Genomic DNA, 20,873 nt, shown 5'->3' with positions numbered 1-20,873 from the left:
AAAGGATCACAGGCTAAGTTCAGCCACGTCCTGTGGCAACGCCTGCGCTAGCCCGTCCTGGGCATCAAAGCACCACAGTGTACGTTCTTTGTACATGAGGAGTGGAATAGCGTGACAACAAAGTTAATTCGACTGCAATTTTTTTTAGACTTTTTGAACTGCCTCTAAAATGTTACACGTGAAACACCTCTTTTTATCTAAATCACTTGATCCTTGTTCCATTAGGAAGATTTTTGTCAACTGTAGCTAAAGAAAAGCAACCATCTTTTTCTCCAGCTAAGATCATCCCTTGAGAAAGTTCTCCTCTGAGCTTAACTGGCTTTAAATTTGTTACACAAATGACTTTTCGACCTATTAACTGTTCTGGTGAGTAATCCTTAGCAATTCCTGAAACAACTTGTCTCTTTTCATTGCCTAGATCCAATTGAATTTTCAATAATTTATTTGTCTTTTTTACGGGTTCTGCATGAATGACTTCTGCTACGTGTAAATCGAGTTTTAGAAAGTCATCTATACTTACTTCGTTATTGATTTCTTCCTCTTTTGTTTCTTTAACTGGAGCTTGCATTTGTTCTTTAATATAGGTTGTTTCTTCTTCGACATCTAAACGAGGGAATATAGGTTCTCCTTTTTCAACTGTGCATGAATCATAGTCTCCAAAAGATGATAAACTGTTCCAATTAAGGTTTTTCTCTTGTTTAATTCCTAACTGTTTAACGATTTTTTCGGGGGTCTTCGTCATAAAAGGTTTTAAGAGAATAGCAATCCTTCTTAGTGACTCTGCTAAATGAACCATAACGGAAGCTAGTTGATCTTTCTTCTCTTCATCCTTCGCTAAAATCCAAGGTTGTGTTTCATCTATATATTTATTCGCTCTACTTACATAAGAAAACACCGACGAAAGCGCAACAGAAAATTCTAATCTTTCGATTGATTCTTCATAGTTGACCATACAGTCTTTACTATGTTGAATGAGATCTTCATCATATTCTGTGACCGATCCATTATAGACCGGGATCTCTCCATTAAAGTATTTATTAATCATTGCAACTGTTCTATTTAATAAATTTCCAAGATCATTGGCTAAGTTGGAATTTACTCTCTCAACAAAGCTTTCTGGGGTGAAAACACCATCTGAACCAAAGGGTACTTCACGTAATAAATAATAACGAACAGCGTCTACGCCATATCGGTCCATTAACATGTTAGGATCGACAACATTTCCTTTTGATTTAGACATCTTTCCGTCTTTCATTAGTAACCATCCATGAGCAAAAACTTTTTTTGGTAAAGGTACATCGAGCGCCATTAACATAATCGGCCAATAAATGGTGTGAAAGCGCACGATTTCTTTACCAACTAAATGAACATCTGCAGGCCAGTAACGATTATATTTTTCATCATTTTTAGAACCGTATCCTAAAGCTGTAATATAATTTGATAAAGCATCAATCCATACATATATTACATGTTTAGGGTTACCAGGAACTTTGATACCCCAATCGAAAGTTGTTCTTGATATCGCTAGGTCTTCTAATCCAGGTGCAATAAAATTATTCACCATCTCATTTTTACGAGAAGAGGGTTGAATAAAATCTGGGTTTTCATCATAAAACTTTAATAGCTGAGGAACATATTTGCTCATCTTAAAAAAATACGATTCTTCCTTTACTTTTTCCACTTCTCTTCCACAGTCAGGACAATTCCCATTTTCAAGTTGTCTTTCAGTGAAAAACGATTCACATGGAGTACAGTACCAGCCAACATACTCATCAAGATAAATATCTCCTTGATCTAAAAGTTTTGTAAAAATCTTTTCAACCACTTCTTTATGCCGATTCTCTGTTGTTCTAATAAAATCATCGTATGATATATCTAATTTACCCCATAACTTTTTGATGGAATCTACAATCTCATCGACATATTGTTGGGGTGTTGTATTTTTTTCAGCCGCTTTTTTTTGTATTTTTTGTCCATGTTCATCCGTTCCAGTTAAATAAATGACATCAAGTCCGCGCATACGTTTATAGCGTGCCATTGCATCACCTGCAACTGTTGTATAAGCATGACCAATATGTAACTTTCCACTAGGATAATAAATAGGTGTAGAAATATAAAAAGTGTCTTTTCTTTTCTCCTTCATTGTTATACCTCCATGTTCAATCGGAAAAACTCTCGACCTTATGGACGAGAGCGATTCTTCAGTCAATTAATTATATTTCTATCATACCATCATTGCCTTTTTTCGCAACAAAATATACCTATTCCATCATATAATGAAAGGTAGATTTCTTAGGTTCTATTCAAAAAGTTCTCCTATCATTGTCGGAAAAATAAATAAAAGTTGAATTTTGTCGAAAATCCTTTATAATTAACTTGAACTGTTATGAAAATAAGTGTAAATATGACATTTATAAATCCTTTTAAACAATGTCTATATTTTAAAGAAACTACATTTCATGTTATCTTTTAAATTTTTTTAAAAAAATGTTGACGAATATTGGTAATGTTGCTATTCTATTAGTGAACGCGATTTTTGTCGAATAATGACTTAAAGAGATAAAAGAACTTTTACTATCGAGAGGAGAAATGAAATTATGAAATCTACAGGTATTGTACGTAAAGTTGACGAATTAGGACGTGTGGTAATTCCTATCGAATTACGCCGTACACTTGGAATTGCTGAAAAGGACGCATTAGAAATTTATGTGGATGATGATAAGATCATTCTTAAAAAATATAAAGCGAACATGACTTGTCATGTTACTGGTGAAGTATCTGATGATAACTTCTCATTAGCAAACGGAAAGTTAGTTCTTTCTCGTGAAGGTGCAGAACAAATTTTAGATGAGATTAAAGGTCGTATTAACGAGTAATAAAACTTTGTGATTTAAGTCTGAAGGGGGCTGTCAACCAGACGCCCCCTCCTTTTGATTACCTACTCATCAATATGATAGGCTTGATAAATCTCTCTTTTTGGTTTATTACGATCTTGAGCAACTTTCTTGATTGCTTCTTTGCTATTTAGCCCTTCTTTATCTATATAGTGATTAACATGCATCTTATACGATAGTTCTTCCCACCAAAAAGAATCTTCTTCGATTTTTTCGAGGTTTCCTTCAATAATTAGACAAAATTCACCGCGAATTTCTGTTTGATTGACCCATTCTATTATCTCAATAGACGTACCTCTAATAAATTCTTCATATTTCTTCGTTAATTCTCGACAAATAGCCATTCGCCTATTTCCAAATTGATCGTAAATAAATTGAACTGTTTCTTTTAGCCGGTGTGGCGCTTCATATAAAACAATGGTTTCCTCTTTCTTACTTAAGATCTCTAACTCTAATTTTTTTTCTTTTTTCTTTCGATTTAAAAATCCATAAAAACAAAAAGGTTGCGGACTGATTCCAGATGCAATTAACGCAGTTAACGCTGCATTAGCACCAGGCAAAGGAACTACTTTACAGCCTTCATTTATTAATAAGGACACTAGTTCACTGCCCGGATCAGAAATAGTGGGCATTCCCGCATCACTAACTAGTGCTATGTTTTTCCCTTCTTTTACTTTCTCTATTATGTGTGTGCTCTTGTCAACTTTATTATGTTCATGAAAAGAGGTGATAAATGTATCAATTTCAAAGTGATTACATAGTTTTTTTGTTTGCCTCGTATCTTCTGGCTGCTATTAAGTCAACGTCCTTTAATATCTCTATAGAACGAAATGTCATATCTCCTAAATTACCAATGGGCGTTGGCACTAAATATAATGTGCCTTCTTCACAATCTTTTTGATAGCTCTTTTGTTGGTACAATTTCCTCTATCCCACCATTCAACATATATTCTAATTTCTTTTCTCTAGGTAGCTTTTTAAAATAATACTCTAACTGCGTCGCTTTTCTTTTATCATCAAAACCCTTAAAAAAACATTAACTTCACTGGGGTTCGGCCTCTTGTATATTTTGCACCTTTTCCACTATTATGTTTTTTGATCCTCTCTTCTAAATTAACTGTGTAGCCAGCATAAAAGGTTTGATCACTGCATTCAACTACATAGAAATAATGTTTACTCTCCATACAATATCCTTTTCATTTCTTCGGTATACTCATTTTTACTATTATACACATAAGTTGGGGGGAGAATTTTCAAGTCAGGTTTACCATCCCTAATTCCTTCTATTAATAAAGTATTTGCTTCTCGGTCTTTCTTAGGATACACAAACTGTAAACGTTTTGGTTCAAGCTTATACTTCTTCATTAAATCAACGATTTCTAATAAACGACCAGGTCGATGAACGAGAGCAACCTTCCCTCCAGGTCGAACAAACCTTGCGCTTACTCTAATTACATCTTCTAGCGTACAAAAAATCTCGTGTCTTGCAATCGCTAAATGCTTATTCTTATTTATTTCATCTCCTCCAGGAGTTTTAAAATAAGGTGGATTACATGTCACAACATCAAAATGACTCTGTGGCAAGGAATCTGATAGGTCATTAATATCATGACAGATCATCTGAATTTGTTCAGATAAGTCATTATACTCAACGCTTCGACATGCCATACTAAATAATCGCTCTTGTATTTCTATCCCCGTGATTTTCGCTTCTGATCTTGAACTCAATAGTAACGGAACGACGCCATTTCCGCTACATAAATCAAGAATGTTTCCACTTCTTATTGGGACATAGGAAAACTTAGATAAAAGTACAGCATCTAAAGAAAAAGAAAAGACAGACGGACTTTGAATAATCCTTAAATCCTCTGCTAATAAATAATCTAATCGTTCATCATCTATTAACTTTACCATCACATATACTCTCCAATCATACAAAAGACATCTTCTCCGAGAAGATGTCTAAAGCACATTATTTCTTATTTAGGAAGGATAAACAAAATAAACAATCTCCTTCCTGTCTAACACTTCCGTAGTGTACGTTACATATGTGGAAGCCTTCTTGGTAAAGTCTCGCTAAATTATCATATCCTTCACCAATATCGATTCGATCATCAGAAGTTCTACTGCGTTCATTCTTCTGTTTATCGTGATTATTTTCCGGAAATACTTGAAGTCGTTCTCGAAGATGTCCATTTTCAACCTGAAGAGCATGATTCTCTTCAATCAGTTCTCCTATATGGTCTTTCAATTCTTCTAACTGTTTAGATAATGAACTAATTTGCTCACCCATACTCGTTACTGATTCAAATATTTCTTTTTTATCCACGGTCTCCACCTCTTACCCTACTTTGTGGACTTTGTTGAAACTGCCTCTTCGTTATTTAAAATTTCTTCCCAAGTGTATTCAATTACCCGATCACGCTCAATGATCTCTACTTGTAAAAGCCGCTCTAATATGTTTAATCCTACTACTTTTCCTCTACCGTCTGGTGTTGTAATATACTCTCCTATATCAGGAAGTTGCTTTTTTGCTGTTTCGTACTCATCATTTTCATACTTTAAGCAACACATCAACCGTCCACATAATCCAGATATCTTCGTGGGATTAAGTGAAAGATTTTGATCCTTCGCCATTTTAATAGAGACAGGTTCAAAATCCCCTAAAAATGTGGAGCAACATAGCATTCTTCCACATGGACCTATGCCTCCAAGCATTTTTGCTTCATCACGAACACCAATTTGCCTTAACTCAATTCTCGTTTTAAAAATAGAAGCTAAATCTTTTACTAAATCTCTAAAGTCGACTCTGCCTTCTGCCGTGAAATAAAAAATCACTTTATTTCGATCAAATGTGTATTCAACATCGACCAGCTTCATATCCAAGCCATGCTCAAGCACTTTTTGCTGACACGTTTCATAGGCTGACTGTGCTTCTTTCTTATTTTCTTCTACAATTAATCGATCTTTTTGGTCTGCAATCCGAATAACTTTTTTTAAAGGTAGGATTATATCAGCTTCTCCTACCGTTTTGTCATTCACAACCACTTGACCAAACTCCACTCCACGAATCGTTTCTACGATTACATAATCCTCTTTATTAATCTGAAAGCCGTCCGGATCAAAATAATAGATTTTCCCAGCTTTTTTGAACCTAACTCCTACAACATCATACAACCTTATCCCTCCTGCAAAACTAACATCAGTTGCTCCATCAAAAGCTGTGGGTTGACGTTAGAATGGAGACGTTTTTTTGCCTCTAATATAGAGGCTATGGAGTCAACTACCGAATTTCGACTCATTTGTAATGCCTGTCTTTCTATATTAGCTAAAAGGTCTTGAAATACCACTGCTTCTTTACGGTCGGTTTGAACATTAAGTAAATCTTTATAAAGAAGGAGAAGTATATCTAAACCAATATCTTGTTGTTTTTTTTCCTTAAAAAAGGGCATCCACTCTGTGTGAATATAAATAATCGCAAGGCTTTTCTTTTTATTTAAAACCTCATATAATTTTATCACTTTATCTCTAGCCTGTGCAAACCAATCATCTTCACACAGTGCTTTTGCATCATAAGCATTATTGGTAAAATGAGAAGCTAAAACGGACATCATTTTAGGATAACCATCATTTAAAAGTGCTTGTTCAATGCTATGCGGTGCTAAAGATGAAAAACTTACCACTTGAGATCTAGATATAATTGTATTTAGCATTTTATTAATATTATTTGTGAGTAATATGGCTACTGTGTCACCCATCGGTTCCTCTAAAAATTTCAAAAGGCTATTTGCAAGCGTTCACAGTCATTGTATCAGCTTCTGAAATAATATAAATTTTTTTACTAGACTCCATACCTGTTTTAGAGAACTCTTGATGAAGAGATTGAATTTGTTGTTTCTTTATGGACTGCCCTTCAGGTTCGATCAGATGAACATCAGGATGATTACTAGACGCAATCCGTTTACAATTAATACATTGCTGACACGGATTATACTCATCGGTCATTTGTTGGCAAAAGAAGCATTTGGCGAGAAAAAAGCTCATTGCCTTTTTCCCAGTTCCTTTACTCCCTCAAATAAATAAGCATGAGAAACTCGATCATGCTTAAATGCATTTTTAATCATCTTTAATGCTTTCGGTTGGATGTTTATTAAATCATTTTCTAATGTATTCAAAATGGATCACACTCTTCATACGTTACTATAGGATAGCACACAAACTATATATTTATATCTACTAAAAGCCCTCTAATAACGCCGATTTTTTGTAACAATGTAATGGAATCATCCCGCCTATCAAAAAAATCATTCGTTAATGTTTCAAGCTCTTCATCTATTTTTTCGATAATTGCAAACGTTCTTTTTTTGATAAAATTGATCAAAATGGTCCACTTTTTTTAATGATAGTCCATGGCTAACGACTTCTTGAATAAAATTTTTAATTAGATTTTTATATTGGGATAGCTCTTGAACGGTTTGTGAGCGAACCAACCTCTCACTTGCAAGATCAATGTCTTTAAGTAGCATGTTTAATTGATTAACTTTTTGTTTATATCCCTGTTCTTCAACTACTTGATGAAAGGTTACTGATGGTTTGCCATTATTCTTTGTTTCTTTATTTATATGTTCAATAGTGGATCTTATTTCTTGATTAATTTTCATCCTTATCACCTTTTAAAACTGCCAAAACTCTCAACAGGGACAACAAATATATTCGCTCCTCCCACTTCTACCTCTACTGGTTGAGGAATATATGAATCTGCATTCCCTCCCATAGGCGAAATCGGCGCTATTAGTTGATCTCTTTTTTGACAGTTTTCTTTAATAATTTCTAGAACTCGATCGACTTTATGATCTTCTGTTCCAACCATAATAGTTGTATTCCCAGACTTTAAAAATCCCCCTGTTGATGCTAGCTTAGTTACACGAAATTGATCATCGGTTAACGCATTAAGTAATTTTTGACTGTCTTGATCTTGAACGATCGCGACGATTAATTTCATCGATTACACTCCCCATTATGTTTATCCTTTATATTTTCATTATAACAAGGAAGGCCACTAAATGATTATTGGAATAAGAAATCTTCAATTGTCTTGATAACATCTCCAAAGACCTCATTTACTCCTTGGTCAGCATTGATTGTTTTAATGCGGTTAGAGAACATCTCGTTGACGATTTGATACCCCTTTTGAACCTTTTCATGAAATATTTTAGACTCTAAATCGAGCCTATTGACTTCTCTCTGTTCGGCTTGCTTTATTCTCTGTAACCCTTTTTCCGGGGTTATATCAAAATAAACAGTCAAATCTGGCTCACAACCTTCTGTTGCAAACTGATTGACCTTCAATACTTCATCTATTCCGATCCCTCTTGCATAACCTTGGTAAGCTAAAGAGCTATCAATATAACGATCGCAAAGAACAATTTTTCCTTCTTTTAATGCAGGGACAATTTTCTCAATTACATGTTGTCTTCTTGCCGCTGCATATAGTAAGGCCTCTGTTCGACAATCCATCATCGTATGATCGATGTCGTGTATGACCTCTCTAATTTTCTCACTAATTATAATCCCCCCCTGGTTCACGGGTTAACACATGTTCAATCCCTTGTTCATTAAAGTAGGAACCTATCATCTTGAATATAGTGGTCTTTCCTGCTCCTTCAGGTCCTTCCAATGTAATAAACTTACCTTTTCTCATGCTGTCTTCCTCCTTGATAAATAAACAATTCTTGCTGCTTAATGAAAGAACCTCCTTGAATATGATAATGGTTTTCTAATAGTTGTCTTAATTTCTCAATATGATAACCTTGTATTTCTTCACCCTTCATAATTAAAGGAATCCCAGGTGGATAAGGAGTAATCGTTTCCGCACTAACGTTCCCAACTGCTTCTTTTAAAGAAATTCGTCTCTTTTTTAACTTTGTAAGTTCTTTATACGTGTAAGGCATTTCTTGAATCGGACTAGCTGGTGAATAAAGTAACGGTTTATTACCTTCTTGTATTTCACTTATCTCTTTTAACGAATGGATTTTAGGTTGTTTTTGCTCATTTGTTAAAGAAAGGATCAAAAGCACTTGGTTTATATCGGCCAACTCAGGGAAAATTCCGCTCTCTTCCAACGATTTCTGCAATTGGATTCCACTATAACCTTGCGTTGATCTAATATTAACCTTTAAAGGATCTTGTATAACATTCGGATCCTTCGATTCAATAATGGAGAGCCCTTGTAATTTGTTTATGTCTTCCCTCATTCTGATTAAATTAGGAATTAAAAACGTCTTCTCTTCTGTTAAACTCTTTAAATAGGCTCTAGCCAAATCTAATGAAGCCATAATAACATAAGATGGGCTACTTGTTTGAAGAACTGATAAATAATACTTTACCTTTTCATGGTCTACAATATTTCCTTGCATATGTAAATAAGAACCCATCGTCATTGCAGGTAGTGTCTTGTGGGCTGATTGAACAACGATGTCCGCATTAGCTTTTACAGCTGATATTGGAAACGGATCTCCTAAAATGAAATGCGCACCATGTGCTTCATCTACTAAAACTGGTATTCCTTTATCATGGGCAAATTCCACGAGGTGCTCTATATGTTTAGATGCTAAACCATAATAATTAGGGTGTGTCACAATAATAGCTTTAACATCTGGGTATTTATTAATCGTTTGTTTCACTTTTTCAACAGATAAATAAGAGCCGACTAACAACTCTTCATCCCACTCTGGCGATATAAAGAGTGGCTTGGCTCCTACTAACTCAAGACCATGAATAATGGACTTATGACAATTTCTTTGAACAATTACGACATCCTGTTCTTCACAAACTGCCATAATCATCGCTAAGTTTCCTACCGTTGAACCATTTACTAAAAAAGAGGTAGACTGAACGCCATAAAGGTCTGCTGTTAATTGTTCTGCTTCTGCAATCATTCCTGAAGCATGATGTAAATCATCTAAACCAGTCAATTCTGTAACATCTAGCTTTAATATTTCTTTAAAATATTTCATCGCCGTTGGATGAAATACTTGTCCATTTTTATGTCCCGGGACATGAAATGAGAGAGGCGACTTTGCTATATGTTTTTGTAGAGCAGTGAATATCGGTGTCTTTTCCACTCAACCCCTCCTAACTGTAAATCACTTCATTATTTCATTATACTCGTTAGGTTTAGTAAATGTATAGGTTCTACACAAGGGTAGGGATTTAGGAAAAGATAATATAAAGTTGTGAGGAAGCGTTTTTGTACTTTAGTTGACCATATAGTTACAATAGTTTTCCATCATCTCATAGCTAATAGCCACTTTCAATTGTTTTTATATTTCATTTTTCAGCAACTTTTTCAGTCGTAACCCATCACTATCCGTTGAAGCGTACTCCTTCCCTGCCCATGGACCATACCTCATTGGTAAAGCGGTATTTATAAACTGATTAATTAGAAAAATTTCACTTCCTATCAATAGTTTTTAGCAAAAGCAGAATTAACATCTAACAAGAGGATGAAGTTAAAAATTAATAGAATTAATGTAACCAAAGGGCCACCAATAATACACAGCACCTTGAATTTTTTGTTAACATCGTTCCAGTTAGAAACATAGCACCTTCCATATATAAAAACGAAAGGATAGAACATAAAATAAAACCCACCAACGCTAAATTCCCATGCCTTATTCCATCGTTTCACTGGTGTTCCTATCTGAACCTTCAACTTATTTCTGGACACTTTATACAAAGGGAGTGCATGGCCTAATTCATGTAGTAATACGAATAAGGGTCCTATAATAAAAAGAATAAGTATCATTATAAAGATAAAGGTAAAAAGAGTGTACATAATAACACATCACTTTCTTTTTGTAATGATGAGAGTATGTTTTTGCTCATCACAACTAGCTGGTTGTAGAGATTTTATAGTCGGGAGGAAAAGATTTATTATGATTTAGATCCCCTATTTCAAAAAGGAGTCTTCCCCATGTTTTCGATAAATATGGGGAAGACTCCTTTTTTGATGAAAAAAAACAAGAAGTATTCGAGCAACATTCTATATGGTACTATGGTCATCATCAACTAAAAATTCATTCCCTGTAATCCTCTTAGTTCCAAATACTACCTGACTGTAAGGATTTCCATTAAACATAAAGACCACCTAATAAAAAAGGTGGTCTCTTTAAGTATGATTAATGATTTTCATGTTTTTTAATTGTGCTATATAAAAACGATACATTGGATGATCGGTATCAGTCTCTACGATAGCTTTTTCACATCCAGAACATATAAAGAGATTATTTAGATGAATACCTAAATTTCTAGGTTGATTACATATATTACATGTTTCTATATTTGATAATAGTTGATTTTCCAAACACTCCACCTCCAACAAGAAGTGTGCCCAATCCAAATAATTTTATTCATAATTCAAAATATTAAAATTTGTATGGATAGCTATGGTTAAAGTCGTCCCAAATAACAAGACTAGTTTAGTTAACGATTGAACATGATGGCCCCTATACACTGCTTTTTCAAGCCTCTTAATGACAAAGGTTGATAGGTACCATTTTTAAATTATATGTAAAGAGGGTTTTTATTGTGTCTGTCTATAACTTTAAATGACCTTTTATTTATTTTCAGTGCATTTTTCAACATAATAAAAACCACTAACAACAGTTAAGTTATTAGTGGTTTTTATATTTGCCTGGCAACGTCCTACTCTCACAGGGGGAGACCCCCAACTACCATCGGCGCTAAAGAGCGTAACTTCCGTGTTCGGCATGGGAACGGGTGTGGCCTCTTTGCCCTTATTACCAGGCTATGTTCAAAAGAAAATTCATTCTTTCAAAACTAAATAACGAAGGGTGACAAGAATCGCATGTGTGTGGTTAAGTCCTCGATCGATTAGTATTCGTCAGCTCCATGTGTCACCACACGTCCACCTCGAACCTATCAACCTGATCATCTTTCAGGGATCTTACTCTATTGCTAGATGGGAAATCTCATCTTGAGGGGGGCTTCATGCTTAGATGCTTTCAGCACTTATCCCTTCCGCACATAGCTACCCAGCGATGCCTTTGGCAAGACAACTGGTACACCAGCGGTGCGTCCATCCCGGTCCTCTCGTACTAAGGACAGCTCCTCTCAAATTTCCTGCGCCCACGACGGATAGGGACCGAACTGTCTCACGACGTTCTGAACCCAGCTCGCGTACCGCTTTAATGGGCGAACAGCCCAACCCTTGGGACCGACTACAGCCCCAGGATGCGATGAGCCGACATCGAGGTGCCAAACCTCCCCGTCGATGTGGACTCTTGGGGGAGATAAGCCTGTTATCCCCGGGGTAGCTTTTATCCGTTGAGCGATGGCCCTTCCATGCGGAACCACCGGATCACTAAGCCCGACTTTCGTCCCTGCTCGACTTGTAGGTCTCGCAGTCAAGCTCCCCCTTGTGCCTTTACACTCTACGAATGATTTCCAACCATTCTGAGGGAACCTTTGGGCGCCTCCGTTACTTTTTAGGAGGCGACCGCCCCAGTCAAACTGCCCACCTGACACTGTCTCCCACCCGGATGACGGGTGCGGGTTAGAAGGTCAATACAGCCAGGGTAGTATCCCAAAGACGCCTCCACCGAAGCTAGCGCTCCGGCTTCTATGGCTCCTACCTATTCTGTACAAGCTGTACCAACATTCAATATCAGGCTACAGTAAAGGCTCACGGGGTCTTTCCGTCCTGTCGCGGGTAACCTGCATCTTCACAGGTACTATAATTTCACCGAGTCTCTCGTTGAGACAGTGCCCAGATCGTTGCGCCTTTCGTGCGGGTCGGAACTTACCCGACAAGGAATTTCGCTACCTTAGGACCGTTATAGTTACGGGCGCCGTTTACTGGGGCTTCGGTTCACACCTTCGCTTACGCTAAGCGCTCCCTTAACCTTCCAGCACCGGGCAGGCGTCAGCCCCTATACTTCGCCTTACGGCTTCGCAGAGACCTGTGTTTTTGCTAAACAGTCGCCTGGGCCTTTTCACTGCGGCTCTCTCGGGCTTGCACCCTACCAGAGCACCCCTTCTCCCGAAGTTACGGGGTCATTTTGCCGAGTTCCTTAACGAGAGTTCTCTCGATCACCTTAGGATTCTCTCCTCGCCTACCTGTGTCGGTTTGCGGTACGGGCACCTCCCACCTCGTTAGAGGCTTTTCTTGGCAGTGTGGAATCAGGAACTTCGGTACTCTATTTCCCTCGCCATCACAGCTCAGCCTTCATGATGAGCGGATTTGCCTACTCATCAGCCTACCTGCTTGGACGCGGCGATCCAGTGCCGCGCTTACCCTATCCTCCTGCGTCCCCCCATCACTCAAATGGTGGGGAGGTGGTACAGGAATATCAACCTGTTGTCCATCGCCTACGCCTTTCGGCCTCGGCTTAGGTCCCGACTAACCCTGAGCGGACGAGCCTTCCTCAGGAAACCTTAGGCATTCGGTGGAGGGGATTCTTACCCCTCTTTCGCTACTCATACCGGCATTCTCACTTCTAAGCGCTCCACCAGTCCTTCCGGTCTGGCTTCACCGCCCTTAGAACGCTCTCCTACCACTGTTCCATACGGAACAGTCCGCAGCTTCGGTGATACGTTTAGCCCCGGTACATTTTCGGCGCAGAGTCACTCGACCAGTGAGTATTACGCACTCTTTAAATGGTGGCTGCTTCTAAGCCAACATCCTGGTTGTCTAAGCAACTCCACATCCTTTTCCACTTAACGTATACTTTGGGACCTTAGCTGGCGGTCTGGGCTGTTTCCCTCTTGACTACGGATCTTATCACTCGCAGTCTGACTCCCAAGAATAAGTTTCTGGCATTCGGAGTTTGACTGAATTCGGTAACCCGATGAGGGCCCCTAGTCCAATCAGTGCTCTACCTCCATAACTCTCATCTTGAGGCTAGCCCTAAAGCTATTTCGGAGAGAACCAGCTATCTCCAAGTTCGATTGGAATTTCTCCGCTACCCACACCTCATCCCCGCACTTTTCAACGTGCGTGGGTTCGGGCCTCCATTCAGTGTTACCTGAACTTCACCCTGGACATGGGTAGATCACCTGGTTTCGGGTCTACGACCCTATACTCTATTCGCCCTACTTAAGACTCGCTTTCGCTACGGCTCCGCCTTATCAGCTTAACCTTGCATAGGATCGTAACTCGCCGGTTCATTCTACAAAAGGCACGCCATCACCCGTTAACGGGCTCTGACTACTTGTAAGCACACGGTTTCAGGATCTCTTTCACTCCCCGCCAGGGTGCTTTTCACCTTTCCCTCACGGTACTGGTTCACTATCGGTCACTAGGGAGTATTTAGCCTTGGGAGATGGTCCTCCTGCTTCCGGCAGGATCCTCGTGTCCCGCCGTACTCAGGATCCACTCTGGAGAGAATGAGATTTTGACTACAGGATTGTTACCTTCTCTGATGGGCCTTTCCAGACCTCTTCATCTATCTCATTCCTTTGTAACTCCGTATAGAGTGTCCTACAACCCCAAGAGGAAACCTCTTGGTTTGGGCTAATTCCGTTTCGCTCGCCGCTACTCAGGAAATCGCGTTTGCTTTCCTCTCCTCCGGGTACTTAGATGTTTCAGTTCCCCGGGTGTGCCTTCCATATCCTATGTATTCAGATATGGATCCTACTCCATTACGAGTAGGGGGTTTCCCCATTCGGATATCTCCGGATCAAAGCTTACTTACAGCTCCCCGAAGCGTTTCGGCGTTAGTCCCGTCCTTCATCGGCTCCTAGTGCCAAGGCATCCACCGTGCGCTCTTTCTAACTTAACCGTTAGAATTTATTACATCGACTTTAAAAGTCATAAATCACAATTTTGATGTCTTGTCATTTCGTTATTTAGTTTTCAAAGAACGAGTTGGTGGAGCCTAGCGGGATCGAACCGCTGACCTCCTGCGTGCAAGGCAGGCGCTCTCCCAGCTGAGCTAAGGCCCCTTTTTTTGATTGTATAAGATGGTGGGCCTGAATGGACTTGAACCATCGACCTCACGCTTATCAGGCGTGCGCTCTAACCAGCTGAGCTACAGGCCCATCTTTTTTTATTTCAGAGTAAGAAAGTATAAAAATCGGTCCTTATTTGGCCAGTGCTTTCATTGCTAAACGGGCGCTTGCGCTTTTCTTATTTTTACACAACAAAAAAGAGAGATAATCTCTCAAAACTAAACAAACCAAGAAGCGTCTTTACGTTTTTGTCTCGAAAGAGACATTTTTCCTTAGAAAGGAGGTGATCCAGCCGCACCTTCCGATACGGCTACCTTGTTACGACTTCACCCCAATCATCTGTCCCACCTTAGGCGGCTGGCTCCCTAAAAGGGTTACCCTACCGACTTCGGGTGTTACAAACTCTCGTGGTGTGACGGGCGGTGTGTACAAGACCCGGGAACGTATTCACCGCGGCATGCTGATCCGCGATTACTAGCGATTCCGGCTTCATGTAGGCGAGTTGCGACCTACAATCCGAACTGAGAATGGATTTTGGGATTGGCTTCACTTTGCGGCTTCGCGCGCCTTTGTTCCATCCATTGTAGCACGTGTGTAGCCCAGGTCATAAGGGGCATGATGATTTGACGTCATCCCCACCTTCCTCCGGTTTGTCACCGGCAGTCACCTTAGAGTGCCCAACTGAATGCTGGCAACTAAGATCAAGGGTTGCGCTCGTTGCGGGACTTAACCCAACATCTCACGACACGAGTGACGACAACCATGCACCACCTGTCACTTCGTCCCCCGAAAGGGAACCTTCTATCTCTAGAAGTAGCGAAGGATGTCAAGACCTGGTAAGGTTCTTCGCGTTGCTTCGAATTAAACCACATGCTCCACCGCTTGTGCGGGTCCCCGTCAATTCCTTTGAGTTTCAGTCTTGCGACCGTACTCCCCAGGCGGAGTGCTTAATGCGTTTGCTGCAGCACTAAAGGGCGGAAACCCTCTAACACTTAGCACTCATCGTTTACGGCGTGGACTACCAGGGTATCTAATCCTGTTCGCTCCCCACGCTTTCGCGCCTCAGCGTCAGTTACAGACCAGAGAGTCGCCTTCGCCACTGGTGTTCCTCCACATCTCTACGCATTTCACCGCTACACGTGGAATTCCACTCTCCTCTTCTGCACTCAAGTTCCCCAGTTTCCAATGACCGCTCGCGGTTGAGCCGCGAGATTTCACATCAGACTTAAAGAACCGCCTGCGCGCGCTTTACGCCCAATAATTCCGGACAACGCTTGCCACCTACGTATTACCGCGGCTGCTGGCACGTAGTTAGCCGTGGCTTTCTGGTTAGGTACCGTCAAGGTACCGCCCTATTCGAACGATACTTGTTCTTCCCTAACAACAGAGCTTTACGATCCGAAAACCTTCTTCACTCACGCGGCGTTGCTCCGTCAGACTTTCGTCCATTGCGGAAGATTCCCTACTGCTGCCTCCCGTAGGAGTCTGGGCCGTGTCTCAGTCCCAGTGTGGCCGATCACCCTCTCAGGTCGGCTACGCATCGTCGCCTTGGTGAGCCGTTACCTCACCAACTAGCTAATGCGCCGCGGGCCCATCTGTAAGCGATAGCTAAAAGCCACCTTTCAACTTTAGACTAGGTAGTCTTAAGGTTCATCCGGTATTAGCCCCGGTTTCCCGGAGTTATCCCCGTCTTACAGGCAGGTTGCCCACGTGTTACTCACCCGTTCGCCGCTAACTTGATGGAAAGCAAGCTTTCCATCAAGTCCGCTCGACTTGCATGTATTAGGCACGCCGCCAGCGTTCGTCCTGAGCCAGGATCAAACTCTCCGATAAAATGGTGTCAGATTTAATCTGATCATTTTATGAGTTTGCTAACTCATTGTTGTTTCAAAAAAAATTGACGCTTTTGGTTTGTTTAGTTTTCAAAGATCATTTGTCCTTTTGAAGCGACTCAAAAAGTATATCATGTTAACATTAAACTTGTCAAATGTTTTTTAGAAGTGCTTTTCGTTGCTCATCAGCGACAAAAATAATCATACCAAATAGATAATCATGTGTCAATAATCTTTTATCAACTTTTTTCAAAAGTTCAAAGGACCGCATTCAGAAGATCTAAATCACAACCATAATTCATTATTTTAGCTTCTATAAAATCATCGTTTGAATGACAATCAATGCGGCAACCCCTGAAATACCCAATAGACCTGAAACTGTCGCAGTAAGAAAGTTGATCGGAATATGCAGTCCTATAGTTGTTCCCAATACATTTAAAAAAAATAACAACAATGCTCCGATAATAATTTTAGAAGCAATATATCCAACATAACGCAATGGTTTAAAGCTTGTCCCTAAAAGTAAAAACAATAATAATAAACCCACAATAGAAAGAACAATTACAAGATTGATCGTCATATCTCATCCTCCAATCTTTAGGTGCTTGTTCAAGATCGTTACACTTATTGAACAACCATAAAGACTAATTATTCTTATCAATATGACGAGCTTTATGTAAATAGAACTCCTTACTTAAACCATTTACATGGCAAAGAAACGTGAGAAACTTACAAAAAGGTGTAACTAGCAACCATTTAACGACTATATTAAAAATTCATAAAAAAAGAAAGGTAAGAATTATCTCTCACCTTCCTAATATCGTTTTTATGTTTCGATACTTCGCTTCCTTTAATAAGAAGTAATATTTAGCCTCTGCTATATTCATTTCATTTATTAGTTCCATTGAAGGATCTAGACTATGATCAACAAACTTCTGTTTCATGGCCCAATCTTTCTTGGACTCATTTATTTGATCAATCAACATACCATCATACTCTTTACGAAGCTTCCTCTTTTTATTAAATGAAATCATGCGCTTCCCTTCCTAAATAAACTATAGGTCTCTCCTACCCTCGAGAGCTTTAGATAACGTAACCTCATCAGCATATTCTAAGTCGCCGCCAACTGGTAAACCATGTGCAATACGAGTCATTCTAATACCAGATGGCTTTAGAAGCCTGGAAATATACATCGCAGTCGCTTCGCCTTCAATATTAGGATTAGTTGCTAAAATCACTTCTTTAATTTGATCATTTTTCAGTCGTTTTAGTAAATCTGGAATGTTAATATCCTCTGGACCAATCCCATCCATAGGAGAGATTGAGCCATGGAGAACATGGTACAAACCACCGTATTCCCTCATTTTTTCCATAGCAATCACATCTTTAGGATCTTGCACTACACAAACAATCGACTGATCTCTTTTATCATCTTGACATATAGAGCAAGGATCTTGATCTGTTATGTGACCACAAACGGAACAATATGAAAGATTTCGCTTCGCATTCACTAGTGCTTTAGCAAAATCTAGCACGTGCTCTTCTTCCATACTTAAAACAAAAAAAGCCAGCCTTCCGGCAGTTTTAGGCCCGATGCCTGGCAATTTCATAAAACTATCCATAAGTTTAGATATAGGTTCAGGATAGTGCATTAAGCAGTCCTCCTAAAAAAGCCCACCAGGTAAATTCATACCTTTAGTAAATTGTCCCATAGTATCGTTCGTCATTTCATCTACCTTTTTCAAAGCATCATTAGTAGCAGCTAATACTAAATCTTGAAGCATTTCTATATCATCAGGGTCAACAACCTCTTCATTAATCGATATATCCACCACTTCTTTATGGCCACTTATTTTTACAGTAACCATACCGCCACCTGCTGTTCCTTCAATAATTTCTTCTCCTAAACTTTCTTGAGCTTTTTGCATATCCTTTTGCATTTTTTGCATTTGTTTCATCATTTTTTGCATATTTCCCATTCCACCGCGCATACGATCCATCTCCTTAAATTTTTTTATATTAATCTTTAATCTCTAACAGTTCAACACCAACAATTTTTTTTGCTTCAGAAATTATCGGGTCTTCATTTTGTTGCTCTGAACTTCCGTTTTCAGGAGCATCTGCCTTTTGTTCTTCAATAAATTGTTTTCTTATATCTCCCCACTCTCTATCAGGAACTCCAACTACCTCTAATGGTTTACCTGTTAAAGTAGATAATAGGTTTTGAAGATTAGAAAGAACATCATTATTATTTTCAGAAACCATTTTACAATGGATTTCATACTTAAACTTTAATATAACAGCCTTTTTAGAAGAAGCAACTGGTTCACTCTCATTTAACAAAGCTGCATGAGAAACTTTGTTTTGTCTCTTTAGTTCCTCTAATAGCTGACCCCATATTCCTTTAACTGAATCCAAATCTTGTCTTGTTGCCTCTTTTAAGATTTCTTTAATACGCCCAGTTGGAATTTTAAATCCACTTCTTAACGGTTTTTTCGAGGCCTTTTCTTGCTCAGGGGCTTGTGAGACAGGTGATTTCATCAAATTGTTAAGTTGATTTTCTAGCTTTTCAATCCTTTGTTCATAGAAGTTTTGATCCTCCATTGGTTGTTGGGTCGGTTGCGGTTGAACATTTTCACATAGCTTCACAACCGCTATTTCTATGAATATCCTAGGGTGATTAGTCCACTTCATTTCTTGTTGACTTTTATTTAACACTTCTATAATACCATAAATTGATTCAGGAACTATTTCTTCCGCTATCTCTTTAAACCTTTGGTCGATCGTTGTCCGTTCAAGTATTTGTTCTAAATTTGGCGAAGTTATATACAATAAAATATCACGATGATAATAAATCAAGTCTTCAATAAGTTTAGCAGGATCTTTCCCATGGTTCATTAAGTTATCAACACGATTTAAAGCATTGGACACATCTTTATTTTGTATAGAAGAAACAAGTTCCGAAAGTTCCTTTTGAGAAACGGATCCTGTAATAGTCAACACATCTTCAAGAGTAACCTTCCCATCACTAAATGAGATTGCCTGATCTAATAAGCTTAGTGCATCTCTCATTCCACCATCAGCAGCGCTTGCAACTACATTTAACACTCCATCCTCTACTTCAATGGACTGATTTTCAACAACATTCTTCAAGTGACTTACGATTGTTTTAACCGTGATGCGCTTAAAATCAAAACGTTGGCATCTTGAAATAATCGTTAAAGGTATTTTATGAGGCTCGGTAGTGGCCAGAATAAAAATCACATGGGCAGGAGGCTCTTCCAATGTTTTAAGTAATGCGTTGAAAGCTCCAATTGAAAGCATATGCACTTCATCGATTATGTATACTTTAAAAGAAACTGATGATGGTGCATACTTCACTTTGTCACGAATATCCCGAATTTCGTCCACACCATTATTGGATGCCGCATCAATTTCTATCACATCTGATATAGATCCATCTGTTATCCCCTTACAATTAACACATTGATTACAAGGTTCCATTGTAGGTGATTTTAGACAGTTGACCGCTTTTGCAAATACTTTTGCAGCACTCGTTTTTCCGGTTCCTCTCGGGCCTGAAAATAAGTAGGCATGTGAAATTTTTCTTTGTAACAAGGCACTTTGTAATGTTTTGGTGACATGTTCCTGCCCAACCAGATCTTCGAAAGTCTGGGGCCGAAAAACACGATATAAAGCCTGATACCCCACTTAACGTCCTCCTCATATAAGTTCATATACCTTGGTACATTATACAATAATTATTTGATATAACAAAAGAGACTTCTTTTAAAAGAGGTGTTTATCGATTGAGATATTCAAGTAGGCGTTCTATTATTAATAAGAAAAGCGCAAGCGCCCGTCTAGCGACGCAGGTGAAAAGGTACGTCAACTAAGTACAGTCACGTCCTGTGACTAACGTTGACGCTAGCACTTCCTGTGCATCGCCGCATGAGATAAAGGAAACACGAAAAACCCGAAAGCGGAGGATCTACTAAGTTCAGCCACGTCCTGTGGCAACGTAGATCCACCTCCCTCCTGGAGGCGTCTCCGTTGACTTATCGTAGAGGAAATGGAACATCATCTAAATTCGCCCACGTCCTGTGGGCAACGATGATGCTTGCACATCGTGTGCTTCGAAAGCGCTACCCGTCGCTGGGCGCTGGAGCTAGAC

15 protein-coding genes, 2 tRNA genes, 3 rRNA genes and 4 pseudogenes are annotated in these 20,873 nt (G+C 39.1%); 1 reads left to right on the top strand and 23 read right to left on the bottom strand.

Going from position 1 to position 20,873, the window contains the following annotated elements; genetic code table 11:
• Positions 1-202: 202 nt before the first annotated feature.
• Entirely contained in the window at positions 203-2,143 is a 1,941-nt protein-coding gene (gene metG, locus LC087_RS13965) for a methionine--tRNA ligase (protein ID WP_226541924.1), read from the bottom strand.
• A 454-nt stretch (positions 2,144-2,597) separates the two neighbouring features.
• On the opposite strand from metG, the gene LC087_RS13960 reads away from it, so the two are divergent.
• The gene (locus LC087_RS13960) at positions 2,598-2,876 is read left to right on the top strand and encodes a transition state genes transcriptional regulator AbrB (RefSeq protein WP_226541922.1); all 279 of its coding nucleotides are present in this window, start codon (positions 2,598-2,600) and stop codon (positions 2,874-2,876) included.
• A gap of 62 nt (positions 2,877-2,938) precedes the next feature.
• On the opposite strand, the pseudogene rsmI reads toward LC087_RS13960, so the two are convergent.
• From rsmI to dnaX, 22 genes and pseudogenes are all read right to left on the bottom strand, one after another.
• A pseudogene (gene rsmI / locus LC087_RS13955) lies at positions 2,939-3,815 on the bottom strand (16S rRNA (cytidine(1402)-2'-O)-methyltransferase).
• Positions 3,781-4,078 (bottom strand): annotated as a pseudogene (locus tag LC087_RS13950) (GIY-YIG nuclease family protein). Before LC087_RS13950 ends, rsmI begins: the two co-directional pseudogenes overlap by 35 nt.
• Positions 4,068-4,808 (bottom strand): tRNA1(Val) (adenine(37)-N6)-methyltransferase, encoded by a 741-nt coding sequence (locus tag LC087_RS13945; RefSeq protein ID WP_226541916.1) that lies wholly within the window; start codon positions 4,806-4,808, stop codon positions 4,068-4,070. Before LC087_RS13945 ends, LC087_RS13950 begins: the two are co-directional and overlap by 11 nt.
• Positions 4,809-4,866: 58 nt before the next feature.
• Complete coding sequence (gene yabA, locus LC087_RS13940; RefSeq protein WP_226541914.1) at positions 4,867-5,223, bottom strand: DNA replication initiation control protein YabA; 357 nt, start codon at positions 5,221-5,223, stop codon at positions 4,867-4,869.
• Between the two features lie 17 nt (positions 5,224-5,240).
• Positions 5,241-6,071, bottom strand: coding sequence for a competence/sporulation regulator complex protein RicT (locus LC087_RS13935; protein ID WP_226541912.1), 831 nt, complete (start codon positions 6,069-6,071; stop codon positions 5,241-5,243).
• Between the two features lie 2 nt (positions 6,072-6,073).
• Positions 6,074-7,018, bottom strand: a pseudogene (gene holB / locus LC087_RS13930) (DNA polymerase III subunit delta').
• A gap of 95 nt (positions 7,019-7,113) precedes the next feature.
• Positions 7,114-7,275 (bottom strand): DUF327 family protein, encoded by a 162-nt coding sequence (locus LC087_RS19745; protein WP_371932603.1) that lies wholly within the window; start codon positions 7,273-7,275, stop codon positions 7,114-7,116.
• Positions 7,223-7,555, bottom strand: a complete 333-nt coding sequence (locus LC087_RS13925) for a DUF327 family protein (RefSeq protein WP_306019659.1) — start codon at positions 7,553-7,555, stop codon at positions 7,223-7,225. The genes LC087_RS19745 and LC087_RS13925 overlap by 53 nt, the downstream gene beginning before the upstream one ends.
• Before the next feature lie 5 nt (positions 7,556-7,560).
• Complete coding sequence (locus tag LC087_RS13920; RefSeq protein WP_306019658.1) at positions 7,561-7,896, bottom strand: cyclic-di-AMP receptor; 336 nt, start codon at positions 7,894-7,896, stop codon at positions 7,561-7,563.
• 65 nt (positions 7,897-7,961) lie between these two features.
• Positions 7,962-8,595 (bottom strand): annotated as a pseudogene (tmk, locus tag LC087_RS13915) (dTMP kinase).
• Positions 8,582-10,018: an aminotransferase class I/II-fold pyridoxal phosphate-dependent enzyme gene (locus LC087_RS13910; RefSeq protein ID WP_226541901.1), complete on the bottom strand. Its 1,437-nt coding sequence runs from the start codon at positions 10,016-10,018 to the stop codon at positions 8,582-8,584. Before LC087_RS13910 ends, tmk begins: the two are co-directional and overlap by 14 nt.
• A gap of 1,046 nt (positions 10,019-11,064) precedes the next feature.
• Positions 11,065-11,259: a sigma factor G inhibitor Gin gene (locus LC087_RS13905; RefSeq protein ID WP_226541900.1), complete on the bottom strand. Its 195-nt coding sequence runs from the start codon at positions 11,257-11,259 to the stop codon at positions 11,065-11,067.
• 328 nt (positions 11,260-11,587) lie between these two features.
• Positions 11,588-11,703 (bottom strand): 5S ribosomal RNA (gene rrf, locus LC087_RS13900).
• Between the two features lie 66 nt (positions 11,704-11,769).
• Positions 11,770-14,698, bottom strand: a 23S ribosomal RNA gene (locus LC087_RS13895).
• Positions 14,699-14,785: 87 nt separating this feature from the next.
• Positions 14,786-14,861: transfer RNA gene (locus tag LC087_RS13890), tRNA-Ala, on the bottom strand.
• 19 nt (positions 14,862-14,880) lie between these two features.
• A tRNA-Ile gene (locus LC087_RS13885) sits at positions 14,881-14,957 on the bottom strand.
• A 186-nt stretch (positions 14,958-15,143) separates the two neighbouring features.
• Positions 15,144-16,700 (bottom strand): 16S ribosomal RNA (locus tag LC087_RS13880).
• Together the 16S, 23S and 5S rRNA genes with 2 tRNA genes alongside form the textbook arrangement of a ribosomal RNA operon.
• A gap of 312 nt (positions 16,701-17,012) precedes the next feature.
• A complete protein-coding gene (locus tag LC087_RS13875) occupies positions 17,013-17,279 on the bottom strand; it encodes a pro-sigmaK processing inhibitor BofA family protein (RefSeq protein WP_226543410.1) in 267 nt (88 codons plus the stop codon).
• 226 nt (positions 17,280-17,505) lie between these two features.
• Positions 17,506-17,733: a YaaL family protein gene (locus LC087_RS13870; protein ID WP_226543408.1), complete on the bottom strand. Its 228-nt coding sequence runs from the start codon at positions 17,731-17,733 to the stop codon at positions 17,506-17,508.
• A gap of 21 nt (positions 17,734-17,754) precedes the next feature.
• Positions 17,755-18,351, bottom strand: coding sequence for a recombination mediator RecR (recR, locus tag LC087_RS13865; RefSeq protein ID WP_226543406.1), 597 nt, complete (start codon positions 18,349-18,351; stop codon positions 17,755-17,757).
• Positions 18,352-18,363: 12 nt separating this feature from the next.
• On the bottom strand, positions 18,364-18,690 hold the full coding sequence (locus LC087_RS13860; RefSeq protein ID WP_226543404.1) for a YbaB/EbfC family nucleoid-associated protein: 327 nt from the start codon (positions 18,688-18,690) through the stop codon (positions 18,364-18,366).
• Between the two features lie 28 nt (positions 18,691-18,718).
• Entirely contained in the window at positions 18,719-20,410 is a 1,692-nt protein-coding gene (gene dnaX, locus LC087_RS13855; protein WP_226543402.1) for a DNA polymerase III subunit gamma/tau, read from the bottom strand.
• Positions 20,411-20,873: the final 463 nt, after the last annotated feature.

Origin of the sequence: Bacillus carboniphilus (genome assembly GCF_020524035.2) — a bacterium.
GTDB lineage: Bacteria > Bacillota > Bacilli > Bacillales > JAIVKR01 > Bacillus_CC.
The sequence above is the reverse complement of the archived record's forward strand: the minus strand, read 5'-3'. Positions and strand labels throughout refer to the sequence as shown.

Excerpts from the sequence above, each read along its gene's own strand:
- metG (WP_226541924.1), bottom strand. The coding sequence starts at position 2,143 with ATGAAGGAGAAAAGAAAAGACACTTTTTATATTTCTACACCTATTTAT.
- LC087_RS13870 (WP_226543408.1), bottom strand. The coding sequence starts at position 17,733 with ATGATTTCATTTAATAAAAAGAGGAAGCTTCGTAAAGAGTATGATGGT.
- recR (WP_226543406.1), bottom strand. The coding sequence starts at position 18,351 with ATGCACTATCCTGAACCTATATCTAAACTTATGGATAGTTTTATGAAA.
- LC087_RS13960 (WP_226541922.1), top strand. The coding sequence starts at position 2,598 with ATGAAATCTACAGGTATTGTACGTAAAGTTGACGAATTAGGACGTGTG.
- LC087_RS13875 (WP_226543410.1), bottom strand. The coding sequence starts at position 17,279 with ATGACGATCAATCTTGTAATTGTTCTTTCTATTGTGGGTTTATTATTA.
- LC087_RS13860 (WP_226543404.1), bottom strand. The coding sequence starts at position 18,690 with ATGCGCGGTGGAATGGGAAATATGCAAAAAATGATGAAACAAATGCAA.
- LC087_RS13920 (WP_306019658.1), bottom strand. The coding sequence starts at position 7,896 with ATGAAATTAATCGTCGCGATCGTTCAAGATCAAGACAGTCAAAAATTA.
- LC087_RS13925 (WP_306019659.1), bottom strand. The coding sequence starts at position 7,555 with ATGAAAATTAATCAAGAAATAAGATCCACTATTGAACATATAAATAAA.
- LC087_RS13945 (WP_226541916.1), bottom strand. The coding sequence starts at position 4,808 with ATGGTAAAGTTAATAGATGATGAACGATTAGATTATTTATTAGCAGAG.